General features: G+C 57.6%; 12 protein-coding genes and 1 pseudogene. 6 read left to right on the forward strand and 7 right to left on the reverse strand.

The features are described 5' to 3' along the window. Positions 1-261: 261 nt before the first annotated feature. Complete coding sequence (locus PH547_RS28665) at positions 262-2,379, forward strand: carboxy terminal-processing peptidase (protein ID WP_285170072.1); 2,118 nt, start codon at positions 262-264, stop codon at positions 2,377-2,379. Between the two features lie 107 nt (positions 2,380-2,486). Here PH547_RS28665 and PH547_RS28670 read toward each other — a convergent pair whose 3' ends face one another. Next, positions 2,487-3,866: an aminomethyl transferase family protein gene (locus PH547_RS28670; protein WP_285170073.1), complete on the reverse strand. Its 1,380-nt coding sequence runs from the start codon at positions 3,864-3,866 to the stop codon at positions 2,487-2,489. 129 nt (positions 3,867-3,995) lie between these two features. On the opposite strand from PH547_RS28670, the pseudogene PH547_RS28675 reads away from it, so the two are divergent. Continuing rightward, positions 3,996-4,295: pseudogene (locus PH547_RS28675) on the forward strand (amylo-alpha-1,6-glucosidase); the annotation flags it as partial. Between the two features lie 544 nt (positions 4,296-4,839). On the opposite strand, the gene PH547_RS28680 reads toward PH547_RS28675, so the two are convergent. Next, on the reverse strand, positions 4,840-5,088 hold the full coding sequence (locus PH547_RS28680; protein WP_104827436.1) for a hypothetical protein: 249 nt from the start codon (positions 5,086-5,088) through the stop codon (positions 4,840-4,842). Positions 5,089-5,738: 650 nt separating this feature from the next. On the opposite strand from PH547_RS28680, the gene PH547_RS28690 reads away from it, so the two are divergent. Continuing rightward, positions 5,739-5,951, forward strand: coding sequence for a hypothetical protein (locus PH547_RS28690; RefSeq protein ID WP_285170075.1), 213 nt, complete (start codon positions 5,739-5,741; stop codon positions 5,949-5,951). A gap of 35 nt (positions 5,952-5,986) precedes the next feature. Here the strand turns inward: PH547_RS28690 and PH547_RS28695 are convergent, their stop codons facing one another. After that, positions 5,987-6,871, reverse strand: a complete 885-nt coding sequence (locus tag PH547_RS28695; RefSeq protein WP_285170076.1) for a hypothetical protein — start codon at positions 6,869-6,871, stop codon at positions 5,987-5,989. Between the two features lie 142 nt (positions 6,872-7,013). Between PH547_RS28695 and PH547_RS28700 the strand changes: the two genes are divergently transcribed. Together PH547_RS28700 and PH547_RS28705 are read left to right on the forward strand one after the other, a co-directional pair. After that, complete coding sequence (locus tag PH547_RS28700) at positions 7,014-7,517, forward strand: metallophosphoesterase family protein (RefSeq protein ID WP_285170103.1); 504 nt, start codon at positions 7,014-7,016, stop codon at positions 7,515-7,517. Positions 7,518-7,602: 85 nt separating this feature from the next. Next, a complete protein-coding gene (locus PH547_RS28705) occupies positions 7,603-7,752 on the forward strand; it encodes a hypothetical protein (protein WP_016553206.1) in 150 nt (49 codons plus the stop codon). Between the two features lie 102 nt (positions 7,753-7,854). Here the strand turns inward: PH547_RS28705 and PH547_RS28710 are convergent, their stop codons facing one another. Next, on the reverse strand, positions 7,855-8,088 hold the full coding sequence (locus PH547_RS28710) for a DUF2171 domain-containing protein (protein ID WP_283052353.1): 234 nt from the start codon (positions 8,086-8,088) through the stop codon (positions 7,855-7,857). Positions 8,089-8,238: 150 nt separating this feature from the next. Here PH547_RS28710 and PH547_RS28715 point away from each other — a divergent pair, with 150 nt between their 5' ends. Continuing rightward, on the forward strand, positions 8,239-9,132 hold the full coding sequence (locus tag PH547_RS28715; RefSeq protein ID WP_285170077.1) for an alpha/beta fold hydrolase: 894 nt from the start codon (positions 8,239-8,241) through the stop codon (positions 9,130-9,132). A 34-nt stretch (positions 9,133-9,166) separates the two neighbouring features. On the opposite strand, the gene PH547_RS28720 is transcribed toward PH547_RS28715, so the two are convergent. The 3 genes from PH547_RS28720 to PH547_RS28730 all read right to left on the reverse strand — a co-directional run bounded on the left by PH547_RS28720 (position 9,167) and on the right by PH547_RS28730 (position 12,841). Continuing rightward, entirely contained in the window at positions 9,167-10,189 is a 1,023-nt protein-coding gene (locus PH547_RS28720; RefSeq protein ID WP_104827443.1) for an ABC transporter permease, read from the reverse strand. Continuing rightward, positions 10,173-11,693, reverse strand: a complete 1,521-nt coding sequence (locus PH547_RS28725) for a sugar ABC transporter ATP-binding protein (protein WP_285170078.1) — start codon at positions 11,691-11,693, stop codon at positions 10,173-10,175. Before PH547_RS28725 ends, PH547_RS28720 begins: the two co-directional genes overlap by 17 nt. Before the next feature lie 161 nt (positions 11,694-11,854). Next, positions 11,855-12,841 carry a sugar ABC transporter substrate-binding protein gene (locus PH547_RS28730; RefSeq protein ID WP_104827444.1) on the reverse strand — a complete coding sequence of 329 codons (987 nt, stop codon included), beginning with the start codon at positions 12,839-12,841 and terminating at the stop codon, positions 11,855-11,857. Between the last annotated feature and the right edge of the window lie 50 nt (positions 12,842-12,891).

The following is a 12,891-nucleotide window of genomic DNA, read 5'->3' on the forward strand; positions in this document are numbered from 1 at the left end:
CCCGACAGCTTATATCAAAACTTCGCCATTGGTGTTTGCTCGTCGACACATGTCAAATGCGAACGCTTCAATGAAGAGGCGCAAATTGTCAGATCGGTGCCCACAAAAATCGATCTAAATCCGCCCTGCCGGAATCTGTGGTCGGGACTTGCAAAACCCACATTCAGATAGAACGCGTTCGTTTAGTTGCCAAAAGACCATAATTGTTCCACGAACATCGCACATTAAAGACTCAAACGATGTGAATTGGATCGAAGCTTGATGCGTCTACAATGCGGTTTCTTCTGTGCGTTCCTGGCAATTGCTCCCTCGGCATATGCTCTGGAAACCGGCTCACCACCAGTTTTGACGCCGCTACAGCAACAAGCGCAAGCCGCTCATCTGAGCGCGCAATTTCTCACGCGCTTCCACTATAGGCCCGTTCCGCTGGATGACGCCTTATCGGGCACGATCATGAATCGGTTTATCAAATCCCTGGACCCGGATCGTGTCCTTTTCCTGCAGTCAGATATCGACAGGTTCATGGCTGACGGCGCCAAGATTGACGATGCCATCAACCATGAAGACTTGAAGATCCCATTTTCGATCTTCAACACTTATGAGCAGCGGGTGGTCGATCGCATGAGTTATGCGCGTAGCCTGCTCAACCAGAAGCTCGACTTCACCGTGCAGGAAGACTATCCGCTGGTCCGCGACAAGGAGCCCTGGCCGCAATCCGAAGCGGAAAGCAATGACTTGTGGCGCAAACGCGTCAAGAGCGACTGGCTACGCTTGAAACTGGCAGGCAAAGACGACGCCAGCATTCGCGACACGCTCGATAAACGCTATGAAAACTCCCTCGAGCGCGCCTACAAGTACAAGAGCGACGATGTTTTCCAGACGTTCATGGACGCCTATACGACATCGATCGACCCGCATACCGACTATTTCGGCGCGAGCGCTTCGGCTGAATTCGACATTTCCATGAAGCTTTCGCTGGTTGGTATCGGTGCGGTCTTGCAGGAAAGGGACGACTACACGACGATCCGCGAGCTCGTGGCTGGAGGCCCGGCACAATTGTCCGGCAAGCTTGCCGTCGGGGACCGCATCATCGGCGTCGGTCAAGGCGAGGATGGCCCGATAAAGGAAGTGGTAGGTACACGCCTCGACGAAATCGTGCAGATGATACGCGGCGCAAAGGGTTCCACTGTGCGCCTGGACATCTTGCCGGCGGAGGCAGGCCCGGATGCCAAGCACCATGTCATCAGCCTGGTGCGCGATAAGATCAGCCTCGACAAACAGGCCGCCAAGAAGACGATCCTTTCGGTAAAGGATGGCGATGCCACTCGCAAGATCGGGGTGATTACCCTGCCCGCCTTCTACGAAGACTTCGAAGCGCGGCGAAAAGGCGACAAGGATTATAGAAGCGCAAGCCGCGACGTCGCCAAGCTTCTCGCTGAACTGAAGCAAGACAACGTCGACGGTGTGCTCGTTGACTTGCGGAATAACGGTGGTGGTTCGCTGTCCGAGGCCATCGATTTGACGGGCCTGTTTGTCGGCAAAGGCCCGGTCGTTCAGCAACGCGATGCCGGCGGTGACGTGAACGTGGAAAGCGATGATTTTCCCGCACCCGCATGGACAGGTCCGGTTGGCGTGTTGATCAACCGTGGCTCGGCCTCGGCCTCCGAAATTTTTGCCGCAGCGATACAGGACTATGGTCGCGGCGTGATTGTCGGAGAACCCAGCTTTGGTAAGGGCACGGTGCAAACTGTGGTCAATCTTGATCAGGTGGCGCACACCAGCAAGCCGAAATTCGGTGAGCTGAAATTGACGGTTGCCCAGTTTTTCCGTGTCAATGGCGGCACGACACAGCTGCGCGGCGTGGTGCCCGACATCAGCTTGCCAGGCCTTTCAGACCCCAAGACCTTTGGTGAGGCGAGTTTTGACAATGCCCTGCCCTGGACGCAGGTCAAGCCAGCGAAATATGCGCCTGCCGGCGATATAAAGGCATTGCTGCCGCAACTGCAAAGCCGCCACGATGCTCGGGTGCAGAACGATCCGGATTTCCAACGCTTTGTAGCAGATGTTACAGAACTGAAGGCGCAGCGTGAGAAACAGGTTGTCTCCCTCAATGAATCCGAACGTCGCAAAGAGCTGGCTGCTCAGGCAAGTCGTCGCAAGGCGAGCGAGCAAATCAATGATGGCGTGGATACCGGTAACGACGACGGCCTGGAAGCCAACGAGCGCAGCCTGAGCGCTGATCTTGCCATTGAAAATGCCCGCAGGAACGCCAAAGACGTTTTGCTCAGCGAAGCCGCCGCCATTCTTGCCGACGAAGCGGATTTGCAGAATGACGGGCTGAAGGCTGCCGAACGATCTGGAAATATCGGCAAAAAGTAATTTGCCGGGGATGGCGCGCCCGATGCAAGGGCATGCGTCATCCGCTTCATCCATGGCTGAGAGCGACAACGCCGCGCCGCAGGGCGCAGCGTTGTCTTGAGCTGCCGTTACTGCTTGCCGGTCTTGATGACTTTGTCGAAATACGGCGCCGGTGCCACCGTCACCCGGATTTCGCGCATCTCGTGCCGGTCCACCGTCCGCCTGCGCGTGCCTGGTTCGCCCCAAAGCAAGGTCAGCTCGGTGCCGGGCTCAGCAGAATCGACATCGACCAGCGCAAGCGAGATGAGATGACCGGCATTGGCCGAATAGGCCGACCATTGCGAGACGCCGGCGACATTGCCGCCTTTCATGACGGCGTCGGATTCGAAGGTCGCATACATCGGCGTCGGAAGCGCCATGAAACGGCCGGCCCGTTCAAGGTCGAACAGTGACGCCTTGATCGTCGCCGCCACGTCGTCGTCATTCCAGACGAGTGTGACCTTTCGGCGCTTCTGGTTGGCCGCTTTCTCTTTCAACGCGCCCCGGCCGAGGAAGTCGCGATTCCAGTCGACCAAGCCACCGTAACCCACCTCGATTGGATCGACGTAGTAATCCTCGATCCTATCGGAGACGAGGCTGCCGCCGAGCGAGCCGATCGCCTCCAGATAGTAGTTGTTGAGCCATTCGCGATAGGGCTTCATCTCGGCGCTGTGGTAGATGGCGGGCAGAGGCATCGGCATCCATCCGGATTCCTGGGCGGTGGTGGAATAGGCAAGCGCGCCGATCTTGCGCATGCCATATTTTTCGCCGGCTTTTTCGAATGCCTCCCGTACGACGTGCTGATCATCCCATTTGCCATAGATTTCGAAGCCGGGCATCCCTGCCATGCCGTGTCGCAGCGCCCGCACCGGCCTGCCCGCGACCTGGAATTCGCCGATGAAGAAGAACTTGATTTCTGGCAGCGTATTGCCTGTCACCTCTTGCATGAGCGCCAGCGCCCGCGGCCCCTGGATCTGAAACCGGAACACGTCGCGCGGCGCCTGGCGGACCGACCAATTGTCGTTCTTTTCCGCGACAACATCGAGAGATGTGCTCTCAGCATTGTAGAGCAGCCAGTCGCTGGCAAAAGGCGCCCCGACGATGCGGAAGAAATCCTCTTCCTCGCGGAAGAGAATCGCGTCCGCGATCAAGTTGCCGTCGTGACCGGCAAGAACGATCTGCTTGGCGCGCCGGACCTGGAACGGGTCGAATTTATTGACCGCAAACTGCGACAGGAAGGGGATGACCTCCCGCCCACGCAGATGAAGTTCGGTCATGTGGTAGGATTGCTCGAGAAGCGCAACGCTGTCCGACCAGGCGCTCACCTCATCACGCCAGTTGGTGAACTCCGGCGGAATGCCTGGAAAAACGTAGGGACCGATATTGGAACCACGCAGCAGCGGTACGGGACCACCTGCTTCAATTATCAGTGTTTCGAGACTTTTCGGAGTACCTGCGCCAATAGCCATGATTTCCTCCCTTGGCTTGCGTCCTCTGCTCCTCGGATGATTGCTCCTCTAATCTCCACGGCAACCACACGAATACCAATTCGTATTTAAAGTCCAATTGGTATGTCAAGCATTAATGGTGACGCGAGCCTGCCGCGTCAGCGGGCGCAGGGGCCGACCTTTTACCCCGTGGCCTGCTCCCCGCAAGCCTGGGCGTCGGCGGCGCCGCTCTTCCTGTGACAATCCTGTTTCGGCCTCGGTTTCAATCCGAACAAGTTGCAGATCAGCTTTCATGAGCCGCAGCTTCCGGTATTTCTTGATGAAGTCATTCTGCGGCACTTGCAGATCGGCTCCGGCTCGGCAGACGTTGCTTTGCGCCGCTCCGGCCGCCATGTCGTGGTCGACGTTATTGATCGCAAAGGCGATGTCCGGATTCTCACGACCGTATAGGCGCCGAGGCAATTCCAGAGACGGGATGATCCGCCGCCATTTCGAGGCGATTTGACGCCTACGACTGCGGATTTAACAAGCTGAGATAGATGTGGACTTCCTTCTCCAGATCGTCGCAGATTTCCTCGTATTGTCCCAATTGATGGGCATCGGCCCGAGCTAGCCGCAGACGATCGCGATGCATCACCGCTTTGCTATAGCTCCTGCATAAATCCCTGAACCATGGAGCATTGCTGGGGTGCGAACGAAGGCCAGGGCATCTCAACGCGAGCGAAGCCCAGCCATGTCTGAAAAGATTGATACGTACGCTTTCCATAACTGGTGATAGTAGATCAGCACAGACTAATCTTGCACTTGACCGATTGGCTTCGTCCATATGGCTATGGAACAAGCCGCGCCAGCTCGGGACATTATAGTTTGGATCGATCAAGAACCCGTCGCCGGCGGGGACACTACCAGCGACGGGCTGGCTTTGGAGGCCAGTTGGAAAGTGGGGGAACTTCCCAACCAATTCCTCAAATAGAGTTGCGCTCAATTTGTTCCATCAAGGCGCGAATTTATCGCCACTGAGCGGACGATGGCTGTCGTTAATACCGACGAGAGCGACGAGCTGATCTTCGTCATGGATCCCTTCTCGGAAGAGCTCGATAATCATCGCTGCCACTTCCTCGCCTTCTTCACTTTCGCGCGTAATATTCCTTTTGAGCAGAATGGCATCAAAAGCGCGCTGACAAATGTCCAAGTCTATTGAATCGAGAGCCAAATCACGCTTGCTGAGATACCTGCTGATCATTCCTTTCCTCCCATCCAACGCATGTTACCAACTGGAAATGATGTATTTTCGGCCCATCCCAATTTCAAGAATTGGCGTGGAACCGGAAACCGGGAGTGACGTTTTCTGATCAAGTACGCTAAGCCCCTGTCATTAGACTGAACGTCGCTCTTTTCGGCTTAGTTCTCGGAGCGACCTGCTGGAAAAGTTGCCCGCCACCCACATGGGTGGCGGGCTTTGCTTGACAGACGCCCATAACCGAGGGAAACCGCCTGCCGCTCACGCCTCCGCAAATCAACGCCATTTCGGCCTGCGCGTTGTGTTGTATCGCAATTCGCTAGCCGTCGCGAACTGCCCAAAAAGCTGGAGAAGTCGTGCTTCCTCTTTGCTGCACAGCCTGTGCCGTTTGCAAAAATCCTTGACTGACCATACGCGCGTCGCGGTGTTGTGACTTACCTTCTTTGGCTCGACGTATTGCATCCAACTCCTCCTATGGAATTGCCGAACGATAGCGAAACCTACATTAGTTAGAAATAAAATATGACATGTCGGGAGGAATTGTCCGATCCTCGGCGATCGACCGCACGGCGTCGACCAGGACGCCTTGCCCTGCCTCTCGACATCTTCGAGTTTTCGATGCAAGCTTGGAAGCTGTCCGGGGGGACGGTGGTATGTACGAGCATTATTTGAAGCCAGCACTCTTTGGTCTGGCAATCCTCATCGCAACCGGAGTTCCGACTTATTGGTTGGCGAAGAAAACATTCGAAGCCGCGATCTTCGAGAACGGGCTTTATCTAGCATTGCTGCCAGTCTATCCGGTCGTATGGATCGCCGTCTTTCTGATTTTATCCCATCGCGCCGTGAAGACTTTCAGGCGTCGCTAGAAGCAACGGCGTTCTGCGCCAAGCTTTGAAACCCCTCAAAAGGAATTGTCCTTGTTCCGGCGCTGTTTGGCCCGCCATCGGGATTTGGCATCGCGTCGCGCGACTCGCAATTCCTCCAGCGTCGGTAACCACCAGCCCCGGTCGAGGTCGTCTTGACCCGGTGCCACTCGTGCCGGCCAGGTTGTCACCAATTCTTCCAGCCCGCCTTGCCGCCAGGAGACCCAGACGTATTCCCTGCCTTCGGCGGGAAAGTAGTGCGCGCTGATTGTCGCTGGGTCCGCCAGCTCTCCGTCCGTGCCGGTGAAGAAGACGACCCCGACATGCGTGCCGATTGCATTGCCGAAGGGCGGGCAATCATCGGCGGGGACGGGATATCGCTTCCTGCGACGCTCCCTTGTTCGTGCCTTGGATGCCTCGTCCTCTTGGGTTCCCTTGCTTGCTTCCCGCCACGCCCGCCTTACGTCCGGCTCGCTGCGCTTGGCAGCAGTCTCGATCGCCGGCCAGTGCTGCCGGAGTTCGCCGAATGAGCGGTACGGCACGGTCCAGAGGCGCCGATCCGCGTCCCAGCGGGCATAGGGGATTTCGCGGATCTCGTTGATGACGGTCCGCGAATACGGCGTTCGGATTTGGAAGGATGCTGGCGCTGCTTCGAGATAGCGGCTTTCGATCGGATCGAATGCGAAGGCGTCCCTGCCCTTTTCGTCCGCGAATGTGTCGGCTTCCGCCTCCATCTCGGCCAACCAGCGGCTGATGCGCCTCTGAGCCGTACGGCCAGGCACGAACCACGCATTGAGACTGTCGCTCCAGCGCGCACGAGGGAACGCCTCCCGAAATCGCTGCACCGTCATTCGATCGTGCGGCAAGTCAGTCGTTGCACCCACGCGTGGGGTCGCGGATTTGTCGTTCGTTTCTTCGTCCATGTGCATGATCCAAGAACTACCCTTTGGAAGTCCTCGCCGAGATGGCGTGACGGTCCGCCTGAAGAACTGCTCAATCCCGCCTCGAATATACAAATCACGAAAGAGCTCTTGGTTTCCTCTCGAACTCCGCCATTTTGGCCGAATGATCTATTTCACAAGCGATACCCATTTTGCCGATCCGCGCGTCCTAAGGATCGACCGGCGCCCCTTCCCCGATATGGCATTCCATGACGTCGCCCTGATCGACAACTGGAATGAGATCGTCGGAACCGGGGACGATGTCTGGCACCTTGGCGACTTCATGTCATCACGCGGCGGGGATTGTGATCAGCTTCTCTCAATGCTGAATGGCCGCAAGCATCTCGTCATCGGGAACAACGACCCGGACGCTACGACTAAAGCAAGCGGTTGGGAGAGCGTTCAGCACTACAGCGAGATCACCCTGGACGACCACCTGCTGATCCTCTGTCACTATCCTTTTCGAACCTGGAATAAGATGAGCAAGAAATCGATCAATCTCCACGGTCACTCCCACGGAAAGCTCAAACCGCTTCCCCGACAGTACGACGTCGGCGTGGACGCGCAAGGTCTGCGGCCGGTGTCGCTCGAGATTCTCCTGAATCCGGCTGGCGGTGCGAAGGCATAGGTGTCGAGAGCTGCGACGATATTTCGGATCAATCGGGGAACCGACATTGGCCGGTAGCGGTTATGACCTCACATAGGAGGCTGTCATGATCCGCAAGCTGAAGTCCGGCGAGTATCGTCTCTACTCGCGCAAGGTCGATCCGAAGACCCACAAACGCAAAAATCTCGGCACGTTCAAGTCACGCGAGGCAGCCGAGAAGCACGAGCGCGAAGTTCAGTACTTCAAGCACCACTAGCCGCATTCATTGATGCACGAAATGGCGGGAGCGTCGGTGCCGCAGCAGCCCCACGTGTCCTTCTGCGGCAGGCCGCGACCCAAAGGTCGCGGCTGATCATCTTTAATTGAGCGTCGACCACTCACTGCGGACGTCGTCTGCATTCTTCGAGAGATGAACGTGAGCGTCGACATGATCGACCCAATTCAGCGGAATGAGGTGGTGCTTGCCGTCATCGGAGTCGCGCTTGGTCAACTTGATACCGGTGTCGCCATCCAGTTCGTCGACGGTCCCGACATGCACACCATCGGCGGCTAATACTTCCATATGCTCGCGAATATTGTCTGCGGAAAACATTGTTTCCTCCTATTGCTTGCTACAGGACGGGAACGAGGCGGCGGGGACTTGGTTCCCGTGTGGCTGCTCCAACGTCCTGCGTCGATTGCGCGGCAATGCCGGCGCGTCTTGTCTTGGGAACTTTGCGCAAGCAGGCGCGTTTCTTTGGCCATGTCAGGGAAGCAGCCCATCTCGCCGAAAGTCGGCACAGTATGGTCCATCGGCGATGGACGGGTTCATTTTCTTGAAAAGGGCGCGCGCGACAAGGAACCGGTAATCCTTCTTCACGGCTGCGGCAGCATTGCCGAAGAATTGCTATTGCCTTTCGAGAATAGCGAGTTTCGCGTGATAGCCCCCGACCGCCCGGGATATGGCCTCAGTACACCCATACCAGCGGCTGAATGTGGCCCGATCGGCCAGTCATTCTGGCTTGAGCGTTTCCTCGATTGCGCTGGTTTTACCGGCCTGACCATCGTTGCTCATTCGATTGGCAGCGCGCCCGCGCTGCACCTGGCTGCGCGAAGGCCCGATCTCGTAAGCAAGCTTTTCCTCATATCACCCTGTTGCAGCCCGGTACCGCCGAAAGCGATGCTCATCTTAAGGGCCGCCTCGGCTCCCTTGGTCGGAGGCCTGGTGCGTCAATACGTCATCAGCCGTTGGGCAACCTTCTTCGTCGGCCAAGGCCTGAGGGCATCTTCGTTTCCGAACACAGTCCCAGCTTGCCTCGGCGGCTTACCCGCCAGTCACCTCGTCAATCCACTCGCGGTACAAACCATGGCCGACGAGTTGCGGGCATTCAACCGCGATATGCAGCTCTTGCCGAGCCTGCCGCCCCATCTCATCATCCACGTGCTCTTCGGCCTGTCGGATGCGATCATCCACCCGGCGCTGCACATAGACTGGTTACGCCGCAAGCACCCTGCGGCGTTTATCAAAGTGCTGGAAGGCGTGGGGCACTTGCCTCATCATGTTGCGCCGGACGAAGCTCGGAACATGCTGGCAAATCTCATCTACCCGCAAATGCCACAAGGGACCGACCAGCTACCCCTCGACGATGTCGCGTAAGGATTGCGCTAGATTTCCCGAGTGTTGCGATTAATTATCGCGTTTCCAATATCCGCATCAAACGGCCGCGATAGCTGTCCAGGATAACGGCAAGCACAATGACCGCACCGATGACGATCGGCTTGATGTTGTCGTCAGCTCCCAATAGCTGCAATCCCGTCGACAGCACCTGCAGAATGCAGGCACCAACCAGCGTTCCAACGATCGATCCCTTGCCGCCCGAGAGGCTGGTGCCGCCGATGATGACCGCAGCGATGGCATTCAATTCATAGCCGATGCCCGCAACCGGGCTGCCAACGTTAAGGCGCAGCAGATAGACCATGGCCGCAATGCCCGCGGTGAACCCCGAAATCGTGAACACCGCAATCTTGTATCTTTTCGGCTCATGCCCCGACAGTCGGACAGCCTCTTCATTGGTGCCGATTGCAAAGACGAAGCGCCCGAAGACCGTATAGCGCAGCACGAACCAGCCGATGAGAACCACAACGATCGCAATCAGGAAGATCGACGGGAAGATGCCCCAGAAGATCAGATTTCCGAAATCGACGAAAGGCTGTGGCAGGCCGGTGATGGTGGAGTTATCGCTGACAACGCGCGCCAAGCCGCTGGCGACATTGAGCATGCCGAGCGTCACGATGAAGGACGGAAGCTTCCACTTCTCGCATACCCAGCCGTTGATCGCGCCAAGGACGGCTCCGGTTCCCATGGATGCGATCGAAGCCAGAACAATCGCCTGCCATGGGGAAAACCGTGGATCGATCATGATCGTCGCGCCGATGACCGTGCAAAGGGCAAGCAGCGAGCCGACGGAAAGATCGATGCCGCCAACGAGGATGACGAAGGTCATGCCCGAGGCAAGCACTGTGTTAATGGCAATCTGGACGAAGATCTTGAGGAAGTTTTCCGGCGTCGCGAAATAGGGTGCCGTCGCCGAGAAAAACGCCAGGATCAGGACGAGGGCGATTGCAACGCCGGCTTCCTTCATCGAAATCCGAATGAGGCTGTCCCAAAAACGGCTCTCTTTCATATCGGTCTTGTTTTCAACGTTCCCGGACACGGCTGTACTCCTTGTAAGCGAGTGAGAGGATGCTGCTCTCTTCAAATTGTTCCCGCGCTATTTCCCCGGCTATCTTCCCGTTCGACAAAACGATGATGCGGTGGCAGATACCCATGAGTTCCGGCAAATCGGAGGAGACCACCAGAATACCCTTGCCCTCGGCGGCGAGTTTCCAAAGAAGCTCATATATTTCGACTTTCGCGCCCACATCGATCCCCCGGGTCGGCTCATCGAAAATCAGTACCTTGGGGCCACGGAAAAGCCATTTGGCAATGACCACCTTCTGCTGATTGCCGCCGGAAAACGTCCTGACCGCCTGGCGGATCGATGGGGTCTTGATGCGAAGCTCGCGCACGAGACGCTGCGAATGCTCGTCCTCGACCTTGCGCAGGATCAATCCCTTGCGGGAGATCTTGGCTGGGTCCGTTATGGTGGTGTTTTGCGCGCAGCTCATGTCGAGCATCAAGCCTTGCATCTTGCGGTCTTCAGTCGCCAGGCACAGGCCCGCGGCAACCGCTTGCCTGGGCGAATGGATCGAGACCAGCTCGCCATCGATGCGGATCTCGCCGGCGGCTTTGACGTCGGCGCCGAATAGCGCCCGGACGGCTTCGGTGCGCCCGCTGCCGACAAGGCCGGCTATGCCGACGATTTCGCCCTTGCCGACGGAGAAGGACAGTTCCGGACTATGTCGCGTCACTTTCAGACCGGAAACGCCAAGCGCCTCGCCGGACACCACGCTGTCCTTGCGAAAGACGCCATGATCCGCAATCGTGCGACCGACCATGAGTTCGACAATATTCGGGATGGTCAATCCTGCAAGCGGACGGGTTATCACATGCTGGCCGTCGCGCAGGACCGTGACGTCATCGCCGACCTCGAAGATCTCCTCAAGCCTGTGGGAGATGTAAAGCGTCGTAACGCCGCGGCTTCTCAGCCGCTTCAGAATTTCGAACAGGCGATCGACCTCCTTGGAGGTCAGGGTTGCCGTCGGTTCGTCAAGGACCAAAAGCTTGCTTTCGTAGCAAAGCGCCTTGGCGATCTCGAGCAGTTGGAGCTGCGCAACGCTGAGACGGTTTGCCAGGGTCGTAGGGGCGACATCGAGGCCGACGTCGGCCAGGAGCTCGGCGGCCCTACGATTCATTTCCTTGTAATTGACCAGACCGTATCGGCGCGGAAGATGCTCGAAAAGCAGATTTTCGGCGACGGTGAGATTGGAAAGGGGATGCAGTTCCTGGTGGATGACCCGGATGCCCGCTTTGAATGCCTCCAGCGGAGAGGCCGGTTGATAGGGCTTGCCGTCAAAGGAGATGTGGCCATCGTCCGGCCTGAAGACGCCCCCGAGCAGATTGATCAGGGTGGATTTGCCGGCGCCATTCTCGCCAAGAAGAACGTGGCCCTTGCCGCGGCCAACCCGCAGGGAAACATCCTTGAGCGCCACGACGCCCGGGAAGCGCTTGCCGATCCCTTCCAGTTTCAGGATGTAGTCATCTGGTGCGTCTGACACGTCCACCTCATGGTCTATTTCGAATTCGAGATGGCCAGCCTCTACATAGCGCACTCAGAGGTGCGGAAGCGAGTCTCTCGGCGATCAACGCGCAAATCGGCTGGTAGCGGTCAGCGCCGGCCAGTGGCCGGCGCTTCTTTTAGCCCCGCGGGCAATCTCAATTATTTGAGATCCTTGGCGGTAATAAGCTTGACGTCCGTCTTGACCCAGCCGGTGAATTTTTCGCCGGCAAGTTCACGCAGACCATAGTCGATGCCCATGACCGCCATCTGCGCACCATACTGCTCGACGGTGGCAAGCATCTTGCCGTCCTTGATCAGCGGCTGTACCGGCGGGATGTTGTCGAAGCCGACAACCTTGATCTTGCCGCTCTGACCGGTCGCATCGAGAGCCTTGACGACGCCGAGAGCCATGGAGTCGTTGGCCGCCATGACGCCCTGAATATCCTTATACTTCGTCAGGAAGTTCGTCATGACGGTATTGGCTTCTTCCGTCTCCCAATGGGCAGTCTTGCTGTCGAGAAGCTGAAGCTTGCCGCCATTGACGGAGTCCATGAAGCCTTCCTTGCGCTCCTTGGCGTTGTCGGCCTCGGGGTTGCCCTCGAGGATAACGACCTTCGCACCGGGCCCGAGGTCCTTGGCGAGCGCATCGCCAGCAAGCTTGGCACCTTCCCGGTTGTCCGGACCGAAGAACGCGAGATCGATACCGGCTGCCTTCTTGGCGTCGGCGTCGAGCGGCACGTCGATGTTGATGACCTTCACGCCGGCCTTCACGGCCTTCGCAATGGGGGTAGCCATCGCCTTTGAATCGGCCGGCGCGACGACGATGATGTCGTATTTCTGCGTCACGAAGTTTTCGACGGCATCGACCTGCGCGGCGAAATCACGCTCGTCCTTCATGCCGACGGCCTTGAAGTCAAACTTGTCTTTGTTCTCCGCGGCATATTTGTCGGCGCCGGCCTTCATCTGCTTGAAGAACTCATTGGACAGAGACTTCATGATCAGGCCCACCTTGGGCTTGCTGGCCGCAAAAGCGGGCGACACGCCGCACGACAGCGCGAGCATCAAGGTGCCGGCGAGCCCGAGCTTCAATGCCGCACGCCGCGACGCACTCATCATGACGGAATCACGCTTAATAGAATTGGACATTTTCTTTCCTCCCCACCTTCTGGGCTCAGCTCCATCTGAGTTGCCAGCGG

The sequence above is a fragment of the Rhizobium cerradonense genome (genome assembly GCF_030182455.1).
Taxonomy (GTDB): Bacteria; Pseudomonadota; Alphaproteobacteria; order Rhizobiales; family Rhizobiaceae; genus Rhizobium.